Genomic DNA, 26,395 nt, shown 5'->3' on the forward strand with positions numbered 1-26,395 from the left:
TTGATTGCAACAAGTTTAATTCGATTAAAAGTGATGAATGTTTAAGCTCAATGAATTGAAAATTATAAACAATTGTATGCAAATACTTAAAATTCCATAAACATCCATATAATAACGTAACACATGAATGTTAAGCTTTTGTAAAGTTAATAGATACTTTGCCTTTTAATACTTTTTCAAGATGTTTCTTTTGGCGATTGGCTTGATATTCTTCCGCAATCGGATTATCCGTATGATAAGCATTCAAGGTATATTCATCTTTACCGTCTTTCACAAGTTCGATACGTTTGACAGGATTCGTATGCGAAACATTTAAAGCGTCGATAAATTTCAAGATGCCGCCAAGCGACTGCAGATGGCTGAGTGCATCGCTGTCGAGCCATCCTGTTTCATCATTGTAGAATTTTAATAAACTTTTGTTTTTGAAGCTGGCCATCAATGCAAGTTGTACACGGTCGTGGTGGTTGAAGCCATCTATCATTGAATTGGAAATGATATAGTACGTATGCTGCGAACCTGAGTCTGAATCGATAAAGCGTCCTAGGTAATAGATATAAGCAGCTTGTTTAAAGAGCTTTTGTTCTTTTTCTGATAACGTAATAATATCTTTGTCTATTAATTGTTCTAATAAAGCTTCTGCGAGTACTACACGTTGTTTGGCACCGACACCTTCGTGTTTATAAGTGTTGGATAACTGATACAGTGCACGGTTTCTCACGTTGAAGCGGTCGAACGCATCAGGAAACTTTTGGTTGAGCTGATGCATAACATAACCTTCACGCAAACCTTTTCGAGAGAAAGTGAATTGTGTAGCTTCGACTTGTTTGAACAGAGATTTGAACACAGCAACCGCTGGTAAAATAATGTCGACACGGTCGCGGCTTAAACCATCTAGGTTAGTCAGCTCGTCTCTTGAACTATCTTTGATTAATTCGAAGACTTGTTCTAAATCTTTGCCGGTCATTGTATAGCAGTGTACACCGCCGATAGGGTAAGAGACTTCAGATTGGTGGATACGCGCAACGTTACGTGCTGAACCGCCGACACCGACTAAAGCCACTTCTTTATTATTGATCCAGTCTAATGAGCTGAATTCTTTTTCTAAAAACTTCTGCATCTTTTTAATCGCATCTTTATCATTATGCGGTTTGTCCGCAAAGAACTTGCGTGATAAAGTTACGACACCGAATGGGAAGCTGTGCGAATGAATCAGTTCTTTATCTTTGAACAGCGTGACTTCAGTAGAGCCCCCGCCGATATCCACAGATAAACCGTTGACGATATCTGTAGAATTGATAATGGCATAAAAGCCGTAGTAGGCCTCATCTAATTCTGGAACGACAGATAATTTCATTCCTATTTTTTTCTTTACGCGTTTTAAAATCTCGCTTTGGTTTTTCGATTGGCGGATCGCAGCTGTTGCGATAGGATGCAATTCATCTACGTGATAAGCATCTGCCACCTTTTTAAAACTTTCTAAGGAACTGATCAGTACTTCAATTCCTTCGTCATTCATTGTTAAGTCATCTTCCAAGTACTGACTTAAACGTGCCGGTGTTTTGATATTTTGAATTTCTGAAAGGCCTGTTTTGTTATCGTATTCAAACACGACAAGTCTGATTGTGTTGGAACCGATATCTATTAATCCGATGCGTTTCATAATAACCCCCTCTGATTGCTTGGAAGAAGCTAGGATACGACTTATTAATTTGCGTGCGGGCAGAATCATAGAACTAACTCCTTCTTTTAGAAAATGAGAACGCTTAATGCCTTGTCGGACATGAAGTGTTACACTTTATTCTTCACTTTAATTTTATCACAAAGCATCGCTTTCCACATTAACTGTATAGACGAAATCGCAATTAAAATTCATTGTATTTAAAAAGAAATAGGGGACACTTTAATAGATAAAGAATATTGGCAATATACTATACATGATTTAATCAGAAGGGTGCTATAATAAGGTTATTAAATAGCACAGAGAGAAGGAATAGTATGAAACGCGGGTTATTGTTATTAGGGGCATTACTCATGAGTATTTTCGTCTTAGCTGCTTGCGATAAAGCACAATCCAAAACGTATGAAGGCCATTTATCAGGTGCAGATGTGATTGATACACTTACCTATAAAGGCGATAAAATGGTCAAACAATCTATGATTATGACGATTCGTTATGATACCAATGGTCTTACTAAGAAAGATGCCAAGGCTATTTTAGACAAGCAAGAACAAGTCTATAAAGGTCAAAAAGGCATTCAATACAGCAAATCAATTAAAGATGACAAAGCTGTTCAAAAAGTCGACATTGATTATAAAAAAGCAGACTTAGATAAGTTGGCACATACGATGGGGGTTACAGGACCGAAATCCGGCAAAGATTATGTGGATGTCAAAGCAGTAGAACGTTCACTGAAGAAAGCCGGCTTCAAGGTTAAAAAGCCTTTGAATAATCAAGAATAATACAATATGTATTAACAATTACAACATCTGATACAAACATCAGGTGTTGTTTTCTATTTTGCTTTACATGATTATTACATTTGTTTGTGGCTGAATATGCTATAATTTGGATTTGAAACAGTCATTTCAAGAGAGAGGAAGAGGTGAAACTATGCATGACCAACCAAAAAATATACAAAAAGAACCGATGAATAATCCTTATCAATCTAAGCGAATGATGAAGCGCGACTTTTGGCTTATACCTTTATTCTTTATCGGAATGCCGATTATCATCGCATTAGTGATGATACCGCTGCGCATGATTTATGAATCCCAATTCGGTACCATCCCTAAATCAACGTTAGTATTCTTTAATGTCATCGGAAGTGTAATCGGACTAATCGTGACACTGGTGATTTTTTATTTCATGCATCGTACCTATATCAAGCCCCTAGCAATTAAAAGAATTAAAGAAGTTAAAAAGTATATTTGGGTACTGATTCTTACATATATAGCAATGACAGTGGTGCAAGGTATATATGGTGCTTTAATGTTATTGCTTCCAAAACACTTGCAGTTTGATAACACACAAAATCAATTAATTTTAATACAACTGTTTGATTTCCCGATTGCTTGGCCGGTGTTATTGATTGATATCGTTATTTTAACGCCGATTATCGAGGAGTTGGTATTTCGTCATTTAATCATTCATGAACTCGGCAAAAAGCTCGGTTATATTACCGGTGCTGTATTATCTGTTTTAGTCTTTGCCGGTGTGCATGTAACACAAGCGACATCACCGTTTGAATTCGGTGTGTATGCGATTATGGCTGGAGCATTGGTGTTTGTGTATATGTATGCCAAACGCAATGTGGCAGTTTCCATTGCCTTTCACATGATAATCAATGGTATAGGATTCATTGGGATTGTCGGACAATATATGATGAATCACATGGGTTAAGCTGATACAAAAGTATCGGCTTTTTTTATATGTTATTTCCCGGGTAATCTCATATATTTTGAAACTGATTAATCAGCTGATTTTCCGATTATAAGTTAATTGCCGTTGTTGAATTGTCATACATTTTAAAATGACGATATGTTAAATTAGAAGTTAAAGGGAATAGTAAGGTAATCGGCCCTATCAAAGTAGGGAGGATATTGAAGAAAAGGAGCAGTACTATGGCAATTTTAGAACTAAAAGATGTGTGCTATAAAGCAGATAAACGTCTGATTATCGACCATTTGAATTTAACAGTACAAAAAGGCGAAAAAATAGCTGTTGTCGGTCCTTCAGGCAGCGGTAAAAGTACGCTGTTTCATTTGTTGTGTGATTTAATCAGTCCGACAAGCGGGACAATGCTTTATAACAACAAAGCGTATTCTGAGTATGAACCAGAAACTTTGCGTGAACAAATCAGTTATCTGCCGCAACAGACAGATTTATTTGATCGTACTATCGGCGAGAACTTAGCATTTCCATCAATTGCGAGAAATGACGAATTTGATAAAGAACGTGCATTGAAGCTGCTTTCTGAATTTGGGTTAGAACGCTATGGCTTAGATACGAATGTTGAGTTCTTATCAGGCGGCGAACGCCAGCGTATTTGTCTTGCACGCCAACTGATGTACATACCTGACGTTTTATTGTTAGATGAAGCAACGAGTGCTTTAGATGCGGATAATACTGAAAAAGCAGAAAACGTTATTTTCGGTTTGGCTGAAGAAGAAGGCGTCTCTATTTTATGGATTACGCATAGTTATGATCAAAGCATGAAACACTTCGATCGTCGTGTCGATATTGTCGACGGCAAAGTAAACAAAGAGAAGAAGGGGGTTGTTGATGTATGAGTACAACAGCGTTGTGTTTGACCGCATTATTATTAATCATCCCCATCGCAATTTCTATTAAAGAAAAATTGAACATTGCCAAAGATTTGATTATCGCTTCGATTCGTGCAGTGATTCAATTAGTGATTTTAGGTTACATCCTTCATTTTATCTTCGATTTGAATGAACCATGGATTTTAATCTTATTCGTTTTAGTGATTGTGATTAACGCATCATGGAATACCATTAGCCGTGCCTCTAAAGTGATGCACCATGTCTTTTGGATTTCATTTGTTTCTATCTTTATCGGAACTGCACTGCCTTTAACTGTTATCGTACTTGTCGGTGCGATTGATTTTACCGGCAACGAATTGATTCCGATCGCAGGGATGCTTGCGAATAACGGACTGATTGCGATCAACCTTGCATATCAAAATTTAGACCGTGCATTTGTGAAAGAATACAGTTCGATTGAATGCAAATTGGCATTAGCCGCAACACCGAAACTCGCATCTAAATCAGCGGTAAGAGAAAGTATCAAGTTAGCGATTGTACCAACCATTGATTCAGTGAAAACCTATGGTTTGGTTTCGATTCCAGGTATGATGACTGGTATGATTATCAGCGGGGTAGATCCGCTTCAAGCCATCAAATTCCAGCTTTTAGTTGTCTTCATACATACAACGGCAACTATCATGACCGCACTCATCGCAACTTATTTAAGCTACAAACAATTCTTTAACAGTCGTCATCAGCTCATCGGCAGTATGCTGGATGATGAAGACTAATGTATTCAAGACAATTTTTCAGATGAAACTATCCGAAAGACTGTCTTCTTTTTCTGAAAAGAACAAATTAATTTTGTACACTTACAATATCTTTTCAATTCTACTATAATGGTAAGGTTGAAATAATTAGTAAAAAGAATGAAAGAGAGAGAAAGGAGGCATACATATGTCAGTCATGAGAATTGTTACCTTTATTATCAGTGTGTTTATCGTGGGTATGGTCGAAATGATGGTCGCAGGTATTATGAACTTAATGAGCAATGATTTGCATGTATCAGAAGCTTGGATAGGGCAGTTAGTCACATTATATGCGGTGACCTTTGCGGTATGCGGTCCTATATTAGTTAAAGCTACGAACCGTTTTGACGCTAAAGCTGTGCTGCTTTGGACCATTATGGTCTTTGTGGTCGGCAATGCATTGATTGCCGTGTCGCCGAATTTCACATTATTGATTATCGGCAGAATTATCTCTTCAGCGGCCGCTGCTTTGATTATCGTTAAAATTCTGGCACTGACTGCGATGCTGACGGCACCTGAAAACCGCGGGAAAATGATCGGTATTGTTTATTCAGGTTTCAGCGGTGCCAACGTCTTCGGTGTTCCGATCGGCACAATGCTCGGCGGCTGGCTCGGCTGGCGTGCGACATTTGTCTTTATCATTGCGGTAAGTATCATAGCCGCATTATTGATGATGAAATATTTACCGACACAAGATGAATTATTGCCAAAGCAAGCCCAACCTTCAGGACGTTCAGGCAATTATCATATATTAAATCGTGCGGAAGTCATTAAATATTTAGGCGTCACTTTTATTTTATTAACTGCGAACTCGATTACCTTTGTTTATATCAACCCGTTAATGCTGACGAATGGATATGATATCGGATTTGTTTCTATGATTCTGCTTGTGAATGGTGTTGCTGGTACATTAGGAACATCGATGGGCGGCTTCTTGGCAGACAAATTAACAAGCAAGACATGGCTCTTGATTGCGGCTATCTGTTTTACAGTCTCATTAGCAGCGGTTAATTGGTTTATCTCGCATTCTATTATTTTAGTGGCTATTATCTTTATCTGGAACATTATGGAATGGAGTACCAACCCGGCTGTACAAAGCGGTTTGATCGATCATGTCGAAGGCGATGCAAGCCAAGTACTAAGCTGGAATATGTCGAGCTTGAACGCAGGTATTGCGGCTGGCGGTATGATCGGCGGCTTAATTGTTTCTAATATCGGTGTGCATGCAGTTGCATACAGCTCTAGTATTTTAGGTATTGCGATTATCTTAATCGTATTAAGTATCAAACAAACACAAAAGCCGAATACAAAAATCAACGCTTAACTAATAAAGGTTAAGCGTTTTTTTGCGCTTATTTAAATAAGTAGGGCGTATGACTTTGAGTATAAGGTTCAAACGCAGGATGACCCTCTCTGACAAATCTTCCTAAAGCAGTCATCATGGCATGCATAGTCTGTTTCAAATCATCGGTGAGCGGTACATGATGTGCTTTTAAGATAGGTGTTTGTCCTAACCAAAAGATGACATCTAATATATGATAAGGTGATTTGAATTGATTGTGAGATGCATCCAGCCAGTCAAATCGATACAGCCATTGATTAGGATTGTCGTAATGTTTGAGCCACTTTAATAAAGGCTGCTTGAAAATATAGTGGGTGACAGCTTGTGCTTGTCCTTTACCGGTCTCAATCGCAAATCGATTCGTATCCACAATGACATGATTGGTGCGCATTGCTTTTAGGAATTGTTCTGGTTTAAGTTTGCGTGATTCGTTTCTGATATAGCAATCGCCTTCGCACTTAGTATAACCAGCAAGTACCGGCCATTGATTTGGAATATTTTGTGTCATTGTAGCCGCATCAAAGAAAGGTTGATAGACCAGTTCTAAACCTTTAGAAGGGCCGCGGGCTGTTAAATCCTCTTCCATACAAGCCATGATTTGTGCTGTTGAAAGTGCAGACGGATGATTTGTTTGATAACGTTTGTGCATGATTTGGGCAAAATGCTGTGCTTTTATGCGGCTGTCTTCCACGCTGTCTAAACTTAACGTGCCGCTCATCATGACTGCTTTATGAAAGAGCGGTTGTGCCTTTGTTACATGCATTAAAGCTTGGATACTCATAGCACCGGCAGATTGTCCGCATAAAGTAACGTTGTTCGGATCTCCGCCGAAAGCTTCAATGAATTGTTGTACCCATTGTAAAACAGCGTATTGATCAGATAAGCCGCAATTACCGTCTAAATCAGGGTCTAATGTTTTCCAATTCAAATAACCTAGAGGACCTAAACGGTAATTGAAAGTAACGACAATTACGTTTTCTTGCTGAGCAAAGGTTTGAGGATCGTATAATTCAGCCGAACCATGTCCATTGATATAACCGCCGCCATAAAGCCAAATCATGACCGGCAGTTTAGATGATTGGTGAGCATGTCGAGGCTTCCATAGATTCAAGTACAGACAATCTTCGCTTTGAGATGACAAGCTTGGGACATTGGCTTGTTCTGGCTGTGTTGAGAAAAAGGCTTCCAGCTTGTTGTATGGCTGAGGCGGAATACTTTTGAAATCTAAAGCGTAAAGAACATCGTGCCACTGGGTCAGTAATTCTGCATGTTTGAAGCGGCGCTGCTGTACTGGCGGATAAGCATAAGGGATGCCGCGATAGATTTCGCATTGGTCTTCTAAAAGTCCGACGATGGTGCCTGCTTGGGTCTGTCTTGTAATATGTATCATGAATAAGCCTCCTTTTGCTTAAACATACCACAAAAAGAAACAGCCGACCTGAATTGAATCAGATCGGCTGGTCATTTTATGCTTTTGTTTTCGTTTTTTCTTGGTTTGAAATACCTTCTTCAAGTGTTTTATTAAGTTCAACAGCGTTTTTAAAGTACTTGCTTTCAAAGTAGCTGCCGATACCGATTTTATAGAAGACTAGTGCCACTACAATTACTACAACAAAGTCGAAAGGATAGTGGATTAAGTTGATGCCGTTAAAGTCTTCGCTTCCGATAAAGGAGAGTCCTGAAAGGACTAGCAAGTAAATAATCAGCCATAAACTGCCGCGTAATTGATTGCGTGTATTTTCCCAATTGAGTTTATATTCATAATAGAAGTACATTGGGAGACCTAAGATGATGATAAAGATAACTTTGGCAGTCGTCGGCCACATTGCCCAATAAATTGCGAGCGATGTCATTACAAAGGATAACGGCGCAGCAATTTTTAAGAAACGTGCTTTGAACGGACGATGCAATTTCGGCCCCATCTTTCTGAATGCGACAGCAGTCGTCGGCCCCGTCAGATAGGCAACCAATGTTGATGTTGCGATAACAGTCGCAAGCGTACCCCAAGATCTGAAGAGGGTCACCATAATCATGGCTAAGACAGCATTGACCGCTATGGCTACACGCGGAATATTATATTGCTTGTTGATACGTCCGAGTATTTTCGGAATATGACCGTTCTTTTCCATAGCGCTGAGTACACGACCTGTTGAAGCGACGAAAGAAACGCCAGTACCGAATGGTGATACGAAGGCTTCAATGTATAACAGAATCGCTAACCAATTCAGATTTAACAAGATGGCTAAGTCAGCGAAAGGAGAGTCGAATTGAATGCCTTTCCAGCCTTTATCAGCCAGCATACTTTCCGGCATGGATGTAATGAATACACTTTGCAGTACGACATAAAGCAATGCTGTTAAAGATAAGCAGATTACGATACCGCGTAAGATATTTTTTTCAGGCTTTTCAATTTCAGACCCCATATTAATGATAGTTTGGAAAGCATTAAATGAGAAGATAATACCTGAAACTGTAACTGCCGCAAATATAGGTGCAGTTCCGTATGGTAAGAACCCGCTTAATGATTGTCCGTAGTTTTCAGGATGGAAGCCTGAAAACAGTAATAAGATAACTGTTAATAAAGGTACACCGAGTTTGAAGAATGAAATCAAACTTGTAAAAGAAGTTAATAGTTTAACTGACCAGTAATTTAACAGTGAGAAGATAACAATAATCACGTAAACAGCGATTAAGCCGATATTACTGATTGTACCTTCTTTCATTAATACACTTGTGAACTTGGCCCACTCCCAAGGCCATGAACTCATGTATTGGACAGCAGATACTGCCTCAATCGGAATAATTGTGACTAACGCGACCCAGTTGGCCCATGAAGCAATAAAGCCGAGCAATGAACCGTGAGTATATTGCGCATAGTTGCTCATTCCGCCGGATTGGGGCAGCATTGCTGAAACTTCAATATAGTTATAGGCCACTAAACTGATGATGATAAAACCAATGACCCAAGAAATCACTGCCGCTGGTCCTGCGACTGATGATGCTTCCCAAGCACCAAAGAGCCATCCGGATCCGATTAATGAACCCAGCCCAAGCAAGACCAACTGCGAAAGACTTATTTTACCGCTTTGATTATGTTCCATAACAAAACTCCTATAATTTAGAGAAGCTTGATGCATGCTTTGTTCTCTTTTTTTATCTTGCATTAAAGAAGATGCCCTGATTTAAATCAAGGCAAACCTCACTCATGGTAGAACATTATACTGATATTAGAAGTCACGTCAACAATTATTTTTCAAGTCGGAAATTATAAATAAAAATGTATGAAAATACGTTATATCAACATATTTTGTATATAGATTTTGGAGAGAGGTTGTAATAACGGTATGTATAGAATTGTTAATATGCATTTTATGAAAACGATTAAGTAATCGTAAATACTTATTAGTGTTCTTAAAACCTTAAAGAATTCAGTCATATAAAGGGTTTGAGAAACCTTAATAAAAAAAGTGGAAAATTATTTCTGAGCCAGTTAAATGACACGCAATGTGTAATTTTTATAAAGGATTAGATTTGTACAGAAACGGTTATGGTATATTACACCTGTGATGGTAAATAAAAGGAGAACAGCTATGGAAAAAAATACAATAAACGAAAAAGCCGAAGCATTTTTTCAACGTGCGACAGATTGGAAGGATGAGTATAAAGCTTTAAGAAAAATTATTTTAAAGAATGAAGCGTTAACTGAGGATTATAAATGGATGCATCCTTGTTATACGTTAAACGGAAAGAATGTCGTATTGATTCATGGATTCAAAGATTATTGTGCATTGCTCTTTCATAAAGGAGCGCTATTAAAGGATAAAGACCAGAAGTTGATACAGCAAACGAAAAATGTTCAAGCAGCAAGACAATTGCGTTTTACTTCATTAGAAGCAATAGAACAAGAAGCAGATATGATTGAAGCGTATGTGAATGAAGCGGTCGAGATTGAACAAAGCGGTAAAAAAGTGACAATGAAGAAGACAAAAGAGTACGATATGCCTGATGCTTTGCAAGCGGCTTTAGATGAAGATCCAAAGCTTAAAGCAGCGTTCTCCGAATTGACACCAGGAAGACAACGACAATATATGTATTTTATCGGTCAAGCTAAACGTGAAGCGACAAGACAAGCGCGTGTTGAAAAATACAAAGCACAAATCCTTGCAGGCAAAGGCATGAATGATTAGCGGTATGAAAAAGGGTAAGCCTGCTATTTAATGATAAATAGAGAAGTTGTGTCAATATTTATCAAAAATGAAAATAATGTAAACATTTTTCGAAAAAAATTACTTTAAATCCGACCAAAAAGTATAGTTTATGCTATAATTAAAAGGTACGCTATTAATCAAGTAACGCAAAAGTACAAATTATAATTATTTGTAAACTCACAAAGAACTGACGCTTCTAAACAGCGCTGTATTATAACGTAGTCAAGGTGAAGTTGATTAAAACGACACCTGCTGCATTCAACAAGTCATTTGCGACTTTGTTCCGGAACTTATCCGTAAGTTATTGAAACATTGGGCAAGTGATTTTTTTATTGATAGGGCAATGTTGATACACGCTGTATATTGCATGTTCTTTGATGCAACTTAGAACTTACTTAGGGTTAAACAAATTCGATAAAGAAAGGAATTACTTTAATGCTTAGTATTAAAAATTTATCTAAGGTATATCCTGGGGGCAAGAAAGCTGTAGATGATATCTCGCTGGATGTCCAATCAGGTGAATTTGTAGCATTTATCGGTACCAGCGGTAGCGGTAAAACGACTGCATTACGTATGATCAATCGCATGATTGAAGCTACTAAAGGACAAATCACGATTGATGGAAAAGATGTCAGAAAGATGAACGCGGTAGAATTACGCCGCAGTATCGGCTATGTTATCCAACAAATCGGTTTAATGCCGCATATGACAATTAAAGAAAATATTGTCTTGGTTCCGAAATTGTTGAAATGGCCGGAAGACAAAAAGATAAGAAGGCGCGCGAACTGATTAAGCTCGTAGACTTGCCGGAAGAATACTTAGATCGTTATCCATCTGAATTATCAGGCGGTCAGCAACAGCGTATCGGTGTTGTACGTGCATTAGCTGCAGAACAAGACATCATCTTAATGGACGAACCATTTGGTGCACTTGACCCGATTACACGTGATACATTACAAGATTTAGTTAAAGAACTTCAACAGAAATTAGGCAAAACATTTATCTTCGTTACACATGATATGGATGAGGCGATTAAATTAGCTGACAGAATTTGTATTATGTCAGAAGGTAAAATTGTTCAATATGATACACCGGATAATATTTTACGTCATCCGGCAAATGACTTCGTCAGCGATTTCATCGGTCAAAACCGCTTAATCCAAGATCGTCCGAATATGCGTACGGTTGAAGATGCGATGATTAAACCAATCACAGTTAAAGCGGATGATACGTTAGACCACACAGTAGATGTGATGCGCCGTTACCGTATCGATACGATTTTCGTAGTGACGAACCAAAATAAATTCTTAGGTTATTTAGATATCGAAGATATCAACCAAGGATTGCGTAAACGTCAAGAATTAATCGATACAATGCAGCGCGATATTTATCGTGTGCATGTCAACAGCAAGCTGCAAGATACAGTGCGTACAATCTTAAAACGTAACGTACGTAATGTGCCTGTTGTCGATGATAATGACAGACTAGTCGGCTTAATCACACGTGCGAACTTAGTTGATATTGTGTATGACAGTATTTGGGGCGAAGGTGCTGAAAATGCGCAACAAGAAGCAGAAAGCAAAGAGGAAGACCCTGAAAGTGTAGGGATTAAAGATGCACCCGTTGAATTAGACCATAAGGATAAGTCGGATGCAGGAGTTGAGCGATAATGAAAGAATTCCTTCAAGAATACGGCGGTGAACTGCTTCAAAAAACCGGCGAACATTTCTATATTTCGATTGTTGCGCTTTTAATCGCCATCATTGTAGCAGTGCCGGTCGGTATTTTATTAGCTAAAACTAAAAAGTTAGCAAGCATTATTCTAACAGTTGCCGGAGTCTTGCAAACGATTCCGACATTGGCAGTACTTGCAATCATGATTCCGATTTTCGGTGTAGGTAAAACACCAGCAATTATTGCATTATTTATTTACGTATTGCTGCCTATTCTGAATAACACAGTTTTAGGCGTTCAAAACATCAATCCAGATGTACGTCAAGCAGGTATCAGTATGGGTATGACAAAATTACAATTGATGAAAGACGTTGAATTGCCTTTAGCGCTGCCGTTGATTTTAAGCGGTATCCGTTTATCTAGTGTTTACGTTATCAGCTGGGCAACACTGGCAAGTTACGTAGGCGCAGGCGGTCTTGGCGACTTCGTCTTCAACGGCTTGAACTTATTCAACCCAGTCATGATTATTAGTGCAGCTGTATTAGTAACAGCATTAGCATTAATTGTCGACTACTTATTACGCGGAGTAGAAAAATGGGCAGTACCAAAAGGCTTGAAAGCTTAAAAATATCCAGATAGGGAGGACATTAGGAACTTTATGAAAAAGATTAAATATTACTTGATTCTGATGGTGACTTGTCTTGTTGTATTATCTGGATGCAGTCTGCCTGGTTTAGGCGGTGGTCGTGCAGATGATGATTCAGTACAAATCACTTCTCTCGCAACAAGTGAGTCGCAAATTATGTCGCATATGGTTCGATTAATGATTGAACATGATACGAAAGGCAAAATGAAACCTACGTTGATCAACAACATGGGTTCAAGTACGATTCAGCATAATGCGCTGATGAACGGTGATGCGAACGTATCAGGTACACGTTACACTGGTACAGACTTAGTAGGGGCGTTAGGCGAAGATCCGATTAAAGACCCGAAAAAAGCATTGAAAGTCACACAAGAAGGTTTCGACAAAAAATTAAATCAAAAATTCTATGATTCTTACGGTTTCGATAATACGTATGCCTTCATGGTAACGAAAGAAACTGCAGAGAAATATGATTTAGATACAGTTTCTGATTTGAAGAAACATGAAAAAGAATTGCGACTTGGTGTGGATAGTTCTTGGTTAAACCGTAAAGGTGACGGCTATCCAGGCTTTAAGCAAGAATACGGTATCGCATTCGATACTGTACGCCCGATGCAAATCGGTTTAGTATATGACGCATTGAAAAGTAAAAAATTAGATGTTGCATTAGGTTATTCAACAGACGGACGTATCGCAGCATATGACTTGAAAGTATTAAAAGACGACAGACGTTTCTTCCCGCCATATGATGCCAGTCCAGTCGCAACACATGAATTATTGAAGAAACATCCAGAAATCGACAAATCATTAGAGAAATTAGAAAACCGTATTTCAACAAAAGAAATGCAGAAATTAAACTATCAAGCAGACGGTGAAGGTAAAGAACCTGCAGTCGTAGCTGAAGAGTTTTTAGAAAAACATCATTACTTTGATGATGAGAAAGGCGGGCAAAAATAATGAAAGGTAATTTATTCCAACAGCTGATTGAATATTATTCATTGAACGCCGGCTATTTATGGGGACTCTTCTTCCAGCACTTATTAATGTCCGTGTATGGTGTAATTTTTGCGGCGATTGTCGGTATTCCGATCGGTATACTGATTTCACGTTTCGGTAAATTATCCAAAACCGTGATTACTATCGCAAACATTATTCAAACTGTACCGGTTATCGCTATGTTAGCGATTCTGATGTTAGTGATGGGCTTAGGTCCGAACACTGTCGTGTTCACAGTATTCTTATATGCGTTATTGCCGATTATCCAAAATACGTATTCAGGTATTTTAGGTGTAGACGACAATATTAAAGACGCAGGCAAGGGTATGGGCATGACAGGCAATCAAGTTTTGCGTATGATTGAATTACCATTAGCGTTATCTGTCATCATCGGCGGATTGCGTATCGCTCTTGTTGTTGCGATTGGTGTTGTAGCGGTCGGTTCATTTATCGGTGCGCCGACATTAGGTGATATTATCATCCGCGGTACAAACGCTACAGACGGCACAACATTTATCTTAGCGGGTGCGATTCCGATTGCATTAATCGCAGTCTTGATTGATGTGATTTTAAGATTCTTAGAGAAACGCTTAGATCCAGTGAAGAAAAGAAAACCTAAAGGTCCGCAACCGCAAGGTGTAGACGCATAAGTTTGATAAAGAGGTGCCGCACTTGAAATAAAAGCTGCGGTGCCTTTTATATTTCAATTTAAAGGAGGATGCCTTATGGCATGGCTGCAAGTCAATTATGATTCAAAAACATTAGGAAAAGAACAACGCTTCAACGCATTTTTACCAGAAGAACCGACACAATTTGAAACACAAGCACCCGCAAAGCAATTACCAGTTTTATTGCTGCTGCATGGTTTATCAAGCGACGAAACATCTTATTTAAGGTTTACAAGTTTAGAACGTTATGCAAAAGAACATCAAATTGCTGTAATTATGCCGGCTGGCGATCACAGCGGTTATGCAAATATGGCATACGGCCATAGTTATTATGATTATGTATTAGAAGTCTTTGATTATGCACTTCAAATCTTGCCTTTATCAAAACGCCGCGAAGATCATTTCATCGCTGGTCATTCAATGGGCGGTTTCGGTACAATCAAATATGCTTTGACACAAACAGACCGTTTCTCAAAAGCTGCACCGTTATCTGCAGTGTTCACACCAGACTGGTTACTGAATATTGATTGGTACGACTTCTCTAAAAAAGCATTGCTCGGCGAAAAAACAAAAGCCAGAGGCACAGAGCTAGATCCTTACTATTTAGTAGACCAAGCATTAAAAGAAGGGTTAGATATTCCTAAATTATTAATCATGTGCGGAACAGAAGATGATTTATATCAAGATAACTTAGACTTTATTCATTATCTTGATGATAAACAAGTCCCTTATCAATTCGTAGATGGTGAGGGCAAACATGATTATGCTTATTGGGATAAAGCCATTAAGTATGCATTAGATTGGTTTATGGAAGATAGAAAATAAGCGAAGATATGTTAATAAGACAGGCATGCCGTTAAAAGGTGTGCCTATTTTTTATGGCATAAAAGAAAAGCACTCGCAGCGTGATGCGAATGCTTTAAGATTCATCTTTCTTCCAAGCTTTTATGACTGTTGATAACATTTTATGAATGTAGTCATCTGTTAAAGCTTCAGGTTTGATTAAGATATTAAAATAAATAGGTGAGAAGATTAAATCAATAAACATATCATGGTCTTCAGCCGGAATGTGAGGCTGAATAATCTTTTTAAGCTTTTGTCGATATTGATTGAAATAATCTTCCATAAAATGATTGCGTAATTCATTTTCTTCGTTCGTCAATAAAATCTGAATGACTGCTCTGCCTAAAGGCGTTTTATAGATATGTGTAATGTTTAAAAGCATTTTATATAAGTCATCGAAAAAGTCGCCGTATATCGCGACGTTCGCATGCACTTTGTTTAAAAACATATCGATAATCATCGAGTCTTTATCTTTCCAGCGCCGATAGATAGTGGCTTTAGAAATCTGTGTATTTTCCGCTAACTCATCTATCGTAATCGATGAATAGGATTCGTGTGCAAGCATACGTCCCAACTCATCAAAAATCCTTATATTTATCTTAGGATCTTTTGGTCTGCCTGCCATATTAATGACCTCGTTTCATATGTGATAATTTCTCTACTATTTCAAAGATAATAATCGCACTTAAGAACCAAACGATTATTCCCACTAGGATACTAAGTATCCAGTTATTTGTCCAGACCAGCATTAACCAAGTAGCTAAAATATTGAACAGTACACCGGTCATACCGAACACGGCACCGCTGCTGACGTGTGCAGCTACTTTATCTCCGTATTGAATACCTGATGCAACCAAAGCAATCAAGAAGACTGCAGGGAAGACCGCAAAGATACCGCCGAATTCTTTCCAAGGAATAATAACAGAGACGATATAACTTAATGAAACGGATATACCTCCAGCTAAAAATTTAATCAATAGCATTTTCATTCTTTGTTCAACCTCCGATTAAATATGTTTAAGCGCTAAAATGATACAAGATAAAACGAACCAGCATCCAATTGAAAAGGCAGCGCCTTTCAAATAGCCGATGCGTTTTACAGCGACAGCTGTCAAAGCAACACTGATGATACAGCCGACAATACCGATGACTGCACCTGCACTAAGGTGTATTGATTCATAGACTAAATCTTTGCCGTGGAAATCGACTGATAAAGTAACCAGCGCTGCTAAGTAAACTGCTGGGAATGTAGAGAAGATACCTCCTAGTTTGCCCCCGAGTTTAGAAGCAATGACGGTAGCAGAAGCAACAGCTAAGCCGCCGAAGATGAAACGTATCATTAAACTGACTAAAGAAATGCCGAACATAATTTTGACTCATCCCAATCTGATTTTATTCTGAAACGAAACGTTTCGTTTAGTAATAGTGTAATACGATGATCAGTGATTGTAAACAGGAAAAACTAATACAAATTGAATATTTCGGTAAAATTTTAAATTAAAACGCTTACATAAATATTGGCTATTATTAAGTAAAAACATCAGTGAATTTATGAATACTTTGAAAGTAAGATACGGTCAATTTAAGCAAAAGAAAAACAGGAAGCTGTTCATGTCATCCATGAAAACTTCCTGTTTTGTCCTGAGAGCACTTGATGTCTCAGAACTTTGAATCATAGTAGTAGGAATAAAGGTCGTTACACTAGGATTCCGGCTAAGAAAGGTACGACTGCGACTACAATCACACCTACCAACACAACCGCGATGCTCGCCATTGATGTTTCGGTTTCTCCTAGTTCTTGTGCTGCAGAAACACCGAGTGTGTGTCCGCTTGTGCCTAATGCTAATCCTCTGGCAATCGGATTATCGATATGGAAGAAGCGCAGCAGTTTATTGCCCAGTGCATAAATAATAACTGCGTTGAGTATTACAGCGAGTGAAGTCAATTCTTTCACGCCGCCGATACCGTCTGAAACTGGTAAGGCAATTGCAGTTGTTGCGGCTTGCGGCAGCATAGATGCGACGATATCTCCGCCGAACATGAAGAGTTTAGCAACCGCATAGATACCAAATAATGCGACAACTGTACCTAATGCAATGCCGCCGAAAATTTTAACCCAGAATTTCTTAAGGACATCACGTTTTTTATATAACGGAATCGCGAAACAAATTGTTGCGGGTTCTAAGAAGAAGTTGATGATGTCGCCGCCGATTTTATAACTTTCATAACTGATGCCTGTGGCTTTTAAGAAGACAATCCCGAACACCATGCTGACAAACAGCGGTGCAAGTAAGAAAAAGCCGTTGGTTTTCTTAAAGAAATATGTTGCGACTAAGAATGGGATCACAGATAACAAGATACCGAAATAGGGTGTATTAATACCTAAATGTTCCATCATGCATGTTCCTCCGCTACTTTATTGTGACGTTTAACTGAATGTTTTTCAGATTTGCGCGCAAACGGTGCGCCTTTAACTAATATTTGAGATACAAAGCCTGTACATAACAGTAGTAGAATCGTTGAAATAATAATCAATAAGATGATTAGAATCGGACTTTGGCTTAAAATACCCAATGAGTTGATTACTGAGATACCTGCGGGTACGAATAAGAAACTGATGTTGTTTGTAAGTGCAGTACCGACACTTTCAACTTCACCGAGTTTGATGATGCCTGTTGATAATGCGATAAACATCAGTACTAAACCAATTACTGATGCCGGCATTGGAATCGGAATAAAGCTCTCAATGATTTTTGAGATTAATAAAATTACACTGATGACGAGGACTTGATGTAAAAAGGAATATGTCTTTTGGGCTTTGCTTGTTTGTTTTGCGCCAGTTTTTGATTTTTCCATAGCATTTCTGCCTCCGTTCATTTCTATATCTTATCTATAGTTTAGGACACAAACTTTAGTTTGTGTGCCTTTTCACGATGAGATGCGAGAAACGGAATGCGAGATGCATTAATCTCGAGTTGAGATTCAATCATTTTGGATGGTCTGCACACATCAAAGTGTGAAATGCAGAAAATAAAAGGCGAATAACAAAAAATCTGTTCACTTGCACAAAGGCGTGAAGTGAACAGATAGTCACAGATCTATCAGTCTAACCCGATTGCTTGTTTGAAAGACTTCATATAAGAACGGCTGACTTGTACTTTCAGCTGATGGGTTAAAGTTACTTGATACGTATAGTTAAACCAATGTTCAATGGTTTGAATATGTGCTTTGTTAATAATGGTAGCACGGTGGATTCTGATAAATTGATGCGAATCTAAGCGCTTTGCGAAATTATTCATAGGTTCGCTGGTTACAAAGTCTTGTTCAGTAGTGTGCAAGGTTGTCTTGCCTGCCTCAACACTTAATGCAATGATATCCTTTTGATTTAATACATAAATACGTTCATCCACTTCAATCGGCAAGACACTTGGTGCTTTGTTTGTCTGTATTTCTGGGGTAGTGTCTTGCTGCTGCAGTGTCTCTGTTTGTTCTGTTGATTTGGGTGGGATTTGTGCTGCGACACGTGCTACTGCCGCATCGATTCTTGCTTGTTCAAATGGTTTGAGAATATAGTCAGTCGCATTGAGTTCAAAGGCTCTGACCGCAAAGTTGTCATGCGCTGTCGCAAAGATGATGTGCGGCGGCTGCTGCATCTTTTTGATTTTTTCAGCTAAATCCAGTCCGCTTTCATTCATCAGATTAATATCTAAGAAGATGACATCATAAGTATCATAAAGCATTTTTTCCAGTGTTTCTGATATAGTTTCTGCTTCTTCTATTTTTTCAAACTGCCCATTTTGTGTGAGCAGATAGTTGAGTTCATTACGCGCTAAAGGTTCGTCATCGACGATGAGTGTTTTCATTGCAGCGCACCTCCTTGGTCATGATCAAAATGATAAGGAATATAACAGCTGACGGTTGTTCCTTGATCGCTGGATTGAATCTTTAATAAAGATGCTGGGCCGTAGAGGCCGGATAAACGCAAGTTTAAGTTTTCTAACGCACTGCCTGTGCCTCCGGATTCAGAGTGTACGATGCCTTTGCCGATATAAGGCAGTTTATCTTCAGGAATACCTGAACCATTGTCTTTGACTTCTACATAAAGCTGCTGAGCGGCAGGCTGTACGGTGACTTTTACTAAATTATCTGCACGCCGGTTTTTGAATGCATGGCGAATCGCATTTTCAACTAATACTTGAATGATGAAAGGCGGTAATAAAGCATTATGTGCAGATGGATTGATGTCGAAATCTATAGTGAAGCGGTCAGGGAAGCGTGCTTGTTCTAAGGAGAGATAGGCTTCGACTTGTTGGAGTTCTTTATCCAGGGTAATGGTATTATTGCGTGCGCCTTGCAAATTAGAACGGAAGAATTGGCTGAGCTGCAATAATAATTTACGTGCTTTTTCACTATCGATACGCACTAAAGCAGAAATAGTGTTGATCGCATTAAAGAAGAAATGTGGATTAACTTGTGCTTGCAGCGATTTGATTTCTGCGTCTTTCAACAGCTTGCTTTGTGTTTCAGCTTGTCCTAATTCCAGCTGGCTTGAAAAGATATTCGCAAGTCCGGTCGCAAGCTGCTTTTCCACAAAGGTCAGTCTGTGTGCATCGGTAAAATAGAGTTTCAAAGTACCGACAACTTTATTTTGAATATGCAGCGGAATAACAATTGCTGCTTCTAACGGACAATTCGGATGGTGACAGCCGATTTCCGCTTTGGAATGGGCTTCTTTAATTTGGCCGCTTTGAATAACTGCTTTAGATAAATCCGTCAGAATTTCTTTTTGCGGGACGTGATGATCGCTTGCGGCACCGACATGTGCTAAAATATCCTGCCGATTGGTAATCGCTACAGCAGATACTTGCATCAAGTCTTTAATGATTTGTGCGGCTTTGAAGGCTGAAGACTCAGTCAGACCCTCCCTGAAATAAGGTAAAGTCTCATTGGCAATTTGTAAAACCTCATGCGTTTGTACACCGCGCATTTGTTCTTCTTGTTTGATAGTCGTAATGATAATCGATAAGAAGATGGCAGTTCCGATACTGTTGATTAAAATCATCGGAATCGCAATAAAGCTGACAAGCGACCAAGCATGTGCTGTTTGTTCTGAGAAGATTAAGATACATGCCATTTGGATGACTTCTAAAGTCGCACCGATTGCTATACCTATTAAGATAGGAGGGTAGCGGCGTACTTTTAAATAATAGCGGCCGACGTAGCCTGAGACCAATGCGATTAATAAGGAAGAAATAAAATAAGTAAATGCATTGGCACCGCCGATATAAAAACGGTAAATACCTGAAATGGTACCTACAATCAAGGCGACAAAAGGTCCGCCGACTAATCCGGATACACCGATGGTCAACACACGCGTATTAGCAAGGGAAGTATCAGGGGCTAAATGTGTGTACAACTGTCCGGATAATATTTGAGAGTCTCTGATAACGACACCGGTCACATTGGATAAGAGCGCAAAGATGACGAACATCAGTGTTAATTGCCACTTGGCACGCCAAGTTTCCCGCTGATGCATCAGTTGTTTGAAGTAATTGAAGTTCATCAAGATATATGCAAGGACAATAATCAATCCGACGCGTTCCAGCAGAAGCATAAATAAGTTTAACAATAGAATCACCTGTATTGATTGAATTTTGTGATAACAACTAAAAAAATAATAATCATTTATACTATCAATGTAAAATAACACATATAAATATCTTGAGTGATATGTAATTATAGAATTTGAGTTGAATTTGGTGTAAGATATTTCATATATTGAAAATGATAGATTTGGTTTATATTGCTATTGTAGCATAAGCCAAGTCTCTATTTTTTTCATTTTTTTGCAGGGGTATAGGAGGAATTTAATATGACAGCAACAAGAGCTTTCAAGGGCGACAACAGATTGTTGTTAGGTATTATTCTTGGTGTTATCACATTCTGGCTGTTTGCGCAGTCCGTATTGAACATTGTGCCGACACTTCAAGAATCCTTTAATACGAATGCAGGAATCATTAATACTGCGGTCAGCTTGACTGCATTATTCTCCGGTTTATTTGTTGTGGGTGCCGGAAGTATTGCAGATAAAGTAGGGCGTGTAAAGATGACTTATATCGGATTAACACTCAGTGTTGTGGGTTCACTGTTAATCATTGTATCCGATTTTTCAGCTTTACTGATTGTAGGCCGTGTTATTCAAGGTTTTTCTGCAGCATGTATTATGCCTGCTACTTTAGCCATTGTTAATGAATATTATCAAGGCAAAGACAGACAAAGAGCATTAAGTTACTGGTCAATCGGATCATGGGGTGGTTCAGGTATCTGTTCTTACTTTGGCGGATTGATGTCAACATTCGTAGGTTGGCGCTGGATTTTCATTATTTCAATTATTGCCGCATTGCTGGCAATGATTTTAATACGCCACACACCTGAAACAAAAGCTTCAGCGGATAGTGATGTGCAAAAACATAAACTAGACGTTGTAGGTTTAATTGTATTAGCGATTATGATGTTAAGTTTAAACGTGATTATTACACAAACATCAAACTTCGGGTTCTTATCACCGATTATTTTAAGCTTAGCAGTTGTGTTTATTATTGCAGTGATATTCTTTGTAATTTATGAACAAAAACTACATAACCCATTAATCGACTTTAGATTATTTAAACACAAAGCTTATTCTGGTGCGGTGATTTCAAACTTCGCACTTAATGCGGTGGCAGGAACATTGATTGTCGCAAATACGTATTTCCAACAAGGCTTAGGCTTTACTTCTAACCAATCAGGAATGATGAGTATTACGTACTTAGTTACTGTATTGCTGATGATTCGTGTTGGGGAGAAAATCATGCAGAAACTCGGTGCGAAACGACCGATGATGTTTGGGGCCTTATTAAACGCATTAGGTATGCTGCTGATCGCTTTAACATTCTTGCCGACGGGCATCTATGTTGTATCAAGTGTTATCGGCTATCTATTATTCGGTCTTGGTTTAGGTATGTATGCGACACCATCTACAGACACAGCAGTATCTACAGCACCTGACAATAAAGTAGGTACAGCATCAGGTATATACAAAATGGCATCATCATTAGGTAATGCCTTTGGTATTGCCATCTCAGGTACGATTTACACAGTAGTTTCTCATAGTGTGAACTTGCAAGTAGGTGCTATGGCAGGTATCGGGTTTAATATCTTGCTCGGCATTATCGCTTGTATCACAGTGTGGATTTTAGTTCCGAAATCAACGGGAGACACATACTAACAAGAAGATTAAACGTTCCACGCAAAAAGCAGTAACGAAAATTAAAAAAGCGCAGTACCGGATGATAGGTTTATGAGGGAAACTTATCTATTCGGTACTGCGTTTTTATTTTGCTTTTGGTTTGAAATACAACAATTGAATCAGGCAGATTAAGCCTGTGATCAAAGCAAGGTTTCCAAACAGCATGACCGCAATTAATACAGCAGGGAAGCTGTCGAGTGCTTCTTGCCATTGGGTGTGCGGTGCTATCATTGACGGTAACTGCCATATTTCATAGACCACAGCAGCTGCGATTAGCAGAATCATTATCAGCATCCATTTTTTCGACCATGGACCAAATGGTCTTTTAATAAGCTGCAGATGCATACGTTGAATCAAGATAACGCTGGATACTGCAAATAATACCAATATTAATAATAATCCAGCACTCAGCCATTCGGCATGATGATACAAAGTATGGTTGAAAGCAGAGATGTTTTTATAATGTTCAATCTGATACATTAAGTTTTCTGCTAACTCAGGCAGATGAGGCGCATTCAAATTCGCCAGCAGAATCACCGCATTCTTATCTTTTGTATCTAGTACAATCATAGATGAATAGTTAGGCAGTGTACCGGGATGCAGTACTTGATGCTGTGTATTATCTATAAACCAGCCTGCACCATAACCTTGTTTTGGTGATTGATCAGGTACGTCGGTAAATGCTTTATGTGATTGTGCAATAATATCAGCATTTGCTTTTGAAGGCTGCAGATTCATTTGGACAAACGGTAATAAATCACTCGTACTGCTGATTAAGTATGCAGCTGGTGTATCGCCTTTAAAGTAGGGCGGATTATCTGCTTTGTTTTGGTGGTCTTCATAAACATAGCCTTGTGCAACAGCCCCTATATCTTTATCTGTTTTGAAGAAAGAATGCTGCATTTGAAGCGGTGTTAAAAAGTGCTGATGCATGTAGTCTTCGTAAGATTGACCGGTTGCTTTTTCTATAACTAAGCCTAAAATATTATAATTGTTGTTTGCGTAGTTGAACGTTTCACCCGGTGCACTTTGCAATTCAGCATGATTCAAACTTTTGACGCGTCCGGTTAAATTATCTCGCGACTTTGGTACTTCGCCTTCTTGGTCATCTGACAGCTGATCATCAATCCCGCTTGTTTGTGCCAACAGCATTTTTAAAGTAACAGTTTTCTTTTGTCCTTGATATGTAAAGTGCAGCCAAGGGATGTAGTCACTCACAGGCGCATCCAATTTGAGTTTGCCTTGTTTTGCCAATTCTAAAACAGCTAAACCGGTAAAGGCTTTTGTATTTGAAGCAATTTCATAACGTGTGTCGGCATCTGCTTTGATTTTCTTAGAAATATCTGCCTCGCCGTAACCTTTGTTTAAAATAACGTGCTGATGATGTACCAATGCGGCACTCATGCCAGGGATATGATCAGCTTTCATCACTTTTTCAATCCGTTGATCGACAGATTGATGCAGCGAATGGTGCAGTGCATGCTTGGTTGAATCGTGTGTGTAATGCAGCACAACACGATAGCTGGCAAATAAGAAAATCAAGGTCAGACCAATAAGCAGCAGAGAATAAAAGGATGCAGGTTTAATTTTCACATGACAGGACTCCAGTCGATTTTTTTATTATTATAGCACGTCTTTTCTGCTTTATTATGGAATAAATTTCGCATCAGGTGTTGCGAAATATGATAATTCTATGATTTTTGAGTGTTGAGACTATACTTTTCATTAAAAGAGGAGTATATTCTGTTCATTCGAGTAATAAATTTTAGTGAGTTTAGAGGTCTTGGCACATGAGAATCAAACAATTAAAACAATTGTTAATCGGAGAACCTAAACGCAACAGAGAGTTATCCAGCGAAAAGATCAGCAAGGTGAAAGCATTAGCAATTTTATCTTCTGATGCTTTATCATCTGTTGCTTATGGTCCGGAACAAATCTTATTGACATTGACTGCATTGAGTTTAGCCGCGTCATGGTACACATTGCCGATTACGCTAGGTATACTCGTCTTGTTGATAGCTTTGGTCTTGTCATACAGACAAATCATTTATGCATACCCGCGCGGGAGGCGGGGCTTATACTGTAACGAAACATAACTTGGGTGAAAAGCTGTCTTTATTAGCAGGCGGTGCATTGCTTGTAGATTACACTTTAACCGTAGCGGTAAGTATTTCTTCAGGTGCAGATGCTTTTATCGCAGCCTTCCCTGTTTTATATCACCATAAAGTACTCATTGCTTGTCTGCTTGTAGCAGTAATATTAATTTTGAATTTGCGAGGACTTACAGATTCAGCGGCAGTATTGGCTTACCCGGTCTATCTATTTATCTTCGGTATGATAATAGTCATCGGTATCGGTACTTTTAAAGTAGCAACCGGTCAAGCAGCACCGCATATCCATGCACAAGCTGGCACTATGGTTTCTGGTGTCACAGTCTTTTTATTGCTGCGTGCATTTTCATCTGGTGCTTCATCATTAACAGGTATCGAAGCGATTTCTAATGCGGTAATGAGTTTCAAATCACCTGCACCGAAAAATGCGGTGAAAACATTGATAGCGATGGGTACTATTCTAGCCTTGATGTTGGTCGGTATTGTCGGCTTATCTTATTGGTACGGTATTGTACCGAAAGTGCAAACCACTGTATTATCGCAACTTGCTATGCATGTACTTGGACAAAATGCGGCCTTTTACTTTATCCAAGCAACGACTGTGTTGATTTTAATTTTAGCCGCAAATACCGGCTTTACCGCATTTCCAATGCTTGCGGCGAATATGGCGCAAGATAAATACATGCCGCATATGTTCACTGTACGCGGTGACCGTCTAGGTTATTCTAATTCGATGATTATTTTAGGCAGTATTGCGATTATTTTAATCATCGTTTTTAAAGGACAGACTGAAAGTTTGATCCCGTTATATGCTACGGGGGTATTTATTCCGTTTACGCTTGCACAATACGGTATGGTAGTTAAATGGGTGAAAACACGTCCGAAAGGCTGGTTGTTCAAACTATCCGCAAACGCCATCGGAGGTACGATTACGTTATTAGTCTTTATGATTTTCTTAATCACGAAATTTGCGCAAGTATGGCCGATATTGATTTTCTTGCCTTTAGTAGTAGTCGGATTACTGCGCATTCGTACGCACTATCGCGATATTGCTGATCAATTAAGTACGGTGCACTTCTTTAATGAATTAGAACATGTGGATAAAAACTTAGCTTTGATTCCAGTCAGTTCTGTATCCTCAATCGTAGATAAATCGATTGCTTATGCACAAATGACATCTGATCATATTATTGCGGTGCATGTATCATTTAACCAAGAACAAGATAAAGCGATGCAGGCCAAATGGGAACAACGTTATCCGGATATTCGTTTAGTCATGCTGCATTCAGAGTACCGCAGTGTGGTTAAACCGTTAGCGCGCTTTATTGATAAAATCCGAAGTAAAGCAGAAAATGACCATTTTGTCATAACTGTTATCGTGCCGCAATTTATCACTAACAAAACTTGGCAGAACTTGCTTCATAACCAAACCGGTGTATTATTACGCTGGACGTTGTTCTATCAAAAGAACTGTATCCTAGCAATGATTCCGTTGAAATTAACTAAATAGATATAACAAAAAACCAGAGACGCTTTTGTCTCTG

22 protein-coding genes and 2 pseudogenes are annotated in these 26,395 nt (G+C 38.8%); 13 read left to right on the forward strand and 11 right to left on the reverse strand.

Going from position 1 to position 26,395, the window contains the following annotated elements:
• Positions 1-130: 130 nt before the first annotated feature.
• Positions 131-1,663, reverse strand: a complete 1,533-nt coding sequence (gene ppx / locus DVJ99_RS00290) for an exopolyphosphatase (protein ID WP_162912121.1) — start codon at positions 1,661-1,663, stop codon at positions 131-133.
• A 332-nt stretch (positions 1,664-1,995) separates the two neighbouring features.
• On the opposite strand from ppx, the gene DVJ99_RS00295 reads away from it, so the two are divergent.
• From DVJ99_RS00295 to DVJ99_RS00315, 5 genes are all read left to right on the forward strand, one after another.
• Complete coding sequence (locus tag DVJ99_RS00295) at positions 1,996-2,460, forward strand: DUF1307 domain-containing protein (protein WP_114602699.1); 465 nt, start codon at positions 1,996-1,998, stop codon at positions 2,458-2,460.
• A 151-nt stretch (positions 2,461-2,611) separates the two neighbouring features.
• Positions 2,612-3,400: a CPBP family intramembrane glutamic endopeptidase gene (locus DVJ99_RS00300; RefSeq protein ID WP_114602700.1), complete on the forward strand. Its 789-nt coding sequence runs from the start codon at positions 2,612-2,614 to the stop codon at positions 3,398-3,400.
• Positions 3,401-3,621: 221 nt separating this feature from the next.
• Positions 3,622-4,290, forward strand: a complete 669-nt coding sequence (locus tag DVJ99_RS00305) for an ABC transporter ATP-binding protein (protein ID WP_114602701.1) — start codon at positions 3,622-3,624, stop codon at positions 4,288-4,290.
• Positions 4,287-5,057, forward strand: a complete 771-nt coding sequence (locus DVJ99_RS00310; RefSeq protein ID WP_114602702.1) for an ABC transporter permease — start codon at positions 4,287-4,289, stop codon at positions 5,055-5,057. The genes DVJ99_RS00305 and DVJ99_RS00310 overlap by 4 nt, the downstream gene beginning before the upstream one ends.
• Positions 5,058-5,223: 166 nt before the next feature.
• Positions 5,224-6,399: an MFS transporter gene (locus DVJ99_RS00315; protein WP_114602703.1), complete on the forward strand. Its 1,176-nt coding sequence runs from the start codon at positions 5,224-5,226 to the stop codon at positions 6,397-6,399.
• 28 nt (positions 6,400-6,427) lie between these two features.
• Here the strand turns inward: DVJ99_RS00315 and DVJ99_RS00320 are convergent, their stop codons facing one another.
• Both DVJ99_RS00320 and DVJ99_RS00325 read right to left on the reverse strand, forming a co-directional pair.
• Positions 6,428-7,807 (reverse strand): carboxylesterase family protein, encoded by a 1,380-nt coding sequence (locus DVJ99_RS00320; protein ID WP_114602704.1) that lies wholly within the window; start codon positions 7,805-7,807, stop codon positions 6,428-6,430.
• 76 nt (positions 7,808-7,883) lie between these two features.
• Positions 7,884-9,518 carry an APC family permease gene (locus tag DVJ99_RS00325; RefSeq protein ID WP_114602705.1) on the reverse strand — a complete coding sequence of 545 codons (1,635 nt, stop codon included), beginning with the start codon at positions 9,516-9,518 and terminating at the stop codon, positions 7,884-7,886.
• Between the two features lie 489 nt (positions 9,519-10,007).
• Between DVJ99_RS00325 and DVJ99_RS00330 the strand changes: the two genes are divergently transcribed.
• The 6 genes and pseudogenes from DVJ99_RS00330 to DVJ99_RS00355 all read left to right on the forward strand — a co-directional run bounded on the left by DVJ99_RS00330 (position 10,008) and on the right by DVJ99_RS00355 (position 15,434).
• Entirely contained in the window at positions 10,008-10,604 is a 597-nt protein-coding gene (locus DVJ99_RS00330; RefSeq protein ID WP_114602706.1) for a YdeI/OmpD-associated family protein, read from the forward strand.
• A 456-nt stretch (positions 10,605-11,060) separates the two neighbouring features.
• Positions 11,061-12,295: pseudogene (locus DVJ99_RS00335) on the forward strand (betaine/proline/choline family ABC transporter ATP-binding protein).
• Positions 12,295-12,924, forward strand: coding sequence for an ABC transporter permease (locus DVJ99_RS00340; RefSeq protein ID WP_114602707.1), 630 nt, complete (start codon positions 12,295-12,297; stop codon positions 12,922-12,924). Before DVJ99_RS00335 ends, DVJ99_RS00340 begins: the two are co-directional and overlap by 1 nt.
• A 33-nt stretch (positions 12,925-12,957) precedes the next feature.
• On the forward strand, positions 12,958-13,902 hold the full coding sequence (locus DVJ99_RS00345) for an osmoprotectant ABC transporter substrate-binding protein (RefSeq protein WP_114602708.1): 945 nt from the start codon (positions 12,958-12,960) through the stop codon (positions 13,900-13,902).
• Positions 13,902-14,591 carry an ABC transporter permease gene (locus DVJ99_RS00350; protein ID WP_114602709.1) on the forward strand — a complete coding sequence of 230 codons (690 nt, stop codon included), beginning with the start codon at positions 13,902-13,904 and terminating at the stop codon, positions 14,589-14,591. The genes DVJ99_RS00345 and DVJ99_RS00350 overlap by 1 nt, the downstream gene beginning before the upstream one ends.
• Positions 14,592-14,666: 75 nt before the next feature.
• On the forward strand, positions 14,667-15,434 hold the full coding sequence (locus tag DVJ99_RS00355; protein ID WP_114602710.1) for an alpha/beta hydrolase: 768 nt from the start codon (positions 14,667-14,669) through the stop codon (positions 15,432-15,434).
• A 94-nt stretch (positions 15,435-15,528) separates the two neighbouring features.
• Here DVJ99_RS00355 and DVJ99_RS00360 read toward each other — a convergent pair whose 3' ends face one another.
• The 7 genes from DVJ99_RS00360 to DVJ99_RS00390 all read right to left on the reverse strand — a co-directional run bounded on the left by DVJ99_RS00360 (position 15,529) and on the right by DVJ99_RS00390 (position 21,081).
• Positions 15,529-16,077: a TetR/AcrR family transcriptional regulator gene (locus DVJ99_RS00360; protein WP_114602711.1), complete on the reverse strand. Its 549-nt coding sequence runs from the start codon at positions 16,075-16,077 to the stop codon at positions 15,529-15,531.
• A 1-nt stretch (position 16,078) separates the two neighbouring features.
• Positions 16,079-16,441, reverse strand: coding sequence for a DUF3147 family protein (locus DVJ99_RS00365; RefSeq protein WP_114602712.1), 363 nt, complete (start codon positions 16,439-16,441; stop codon positions 16,079-16,081).
• A gap of 18 nt (positions 16,442-16,459) precedes the next feature.
• Complete coding sequence (locus DVJ99_RS00370) at positions 16,460-16,819, reverse strand: DUF3147 family protein (RefSeq protein WP_114602713.1); 360 nt, start codon at positions 16,817-16,819, stop codon at positions 16,460-16,462.
• A 329-nt stretch (positions 16,820-17,148) separates the two neighbouring features.
• A complete protein-coding gene (gene lrgB, locus DVJ99_RS00375) occupies positions 17,149-17,850 on the reverse strand; it encodes an antiholin-like protein LrgB (RefSeq protein WP_114602714.1) in 702 nt (233 codons plus the stop codon).
• The gene (gene lrgA, locus DVJ99_RS00380) at positions 17,847-18,308 is read right to left on the reverse strand and encodes an antiholin-like murein hydrolase modulator LrgA (protein WP_114602715.1); all 462 of its coding nucleotides are present in this window, start codon (positions 18,306-18,308) and stop codon (positions 17,847-17,849) included. The genes lrgB and lrgA overlap by 4 nt, the downstream gene beginning before the upstream one ends.
• A 245-nt stretch (positions 18,309-18,553) precedes the next feature.
• Positions 18,554-19,315, reverse strand: coding sequence for a response regulator transcription factor LytR (locus DVJ99_RS00385; RefSeq protein ID WP_114602716.1), 762 nt, complete (start codon positions 19,313-19,315; stop codon positions 18,554-18,556).
• Positions 19,312-21,081, reverse strand: coding sequence for a sensor histidine kinase (locus tag DVJ99_RS00390; protein WP_114602717.1), 1,770 nt, complete (start codon positions 21,079-21,081; stop codon positions 19,312-19,314). The genes DVJ99_RS00385 and DVJ99_RS00390 overlap by 4 nt, the downstream gene beginning before the upstream one ends.
• A 243-nt stretch (positions 21,082-21,324) precedes the next feature.
• On the opposite strand from DVJ99_RS00390, the gene DVJ99_RS00395 reads away from it, so the two are divergent.
• On the forward strand, positions 21,325-22,719 hold the full coding sequence (locus tag DVJ99_RS00395) for an MFS transporter (RefSeq protein WP_114602718.1): 1,395 nt from the start codon (positions 21,325-21,327) through the stop codon (positions 22,717-22,719).
• A gap of 105 nt (positions 22,720-22,824) precedes the next feature.
• Here DVJ99_RS00395 and DVJ99_RS00400 read toward each other — a convergent pair whose 3' ends face one another.
• Positions 22,825-24,333 (reverse strand): serine hydrolase domain-containing protein, encoded by a 1,509-nt coding sequence (locus tag DVJ99_RS00400; RefSeq protein ID WP_114602719.1) that lies wholly within the window; start codon positions 24,331-24,333, stop codon positions 22,825-22,827.
• Positions 24,334-24,530: 197 nt separating this feature from the next.
• On the opposite strand from DVJ99_RS00400, the pseudogene DVJ99_RS00405 reads away from it, so the two are divergent.
• Positions 24,531-26,361 (forward strand): annotated as a pseudogene (locus tag DVJ99_RS00405) (APC family permease).
• The last annotated feature ends 34 nt before the right edge of the window (positions 26,362-26,395 follow it).

Source organism: Staphylococcus sp. EZ-P03, assembly GCF_003344575.1.
Taxonomy (GTDB): Bacteria; Bacillota; Bacilli; order Staphylococcales; family Staphylococcaceae; genus Staphylococcus; species Staphylococcus simulans_B.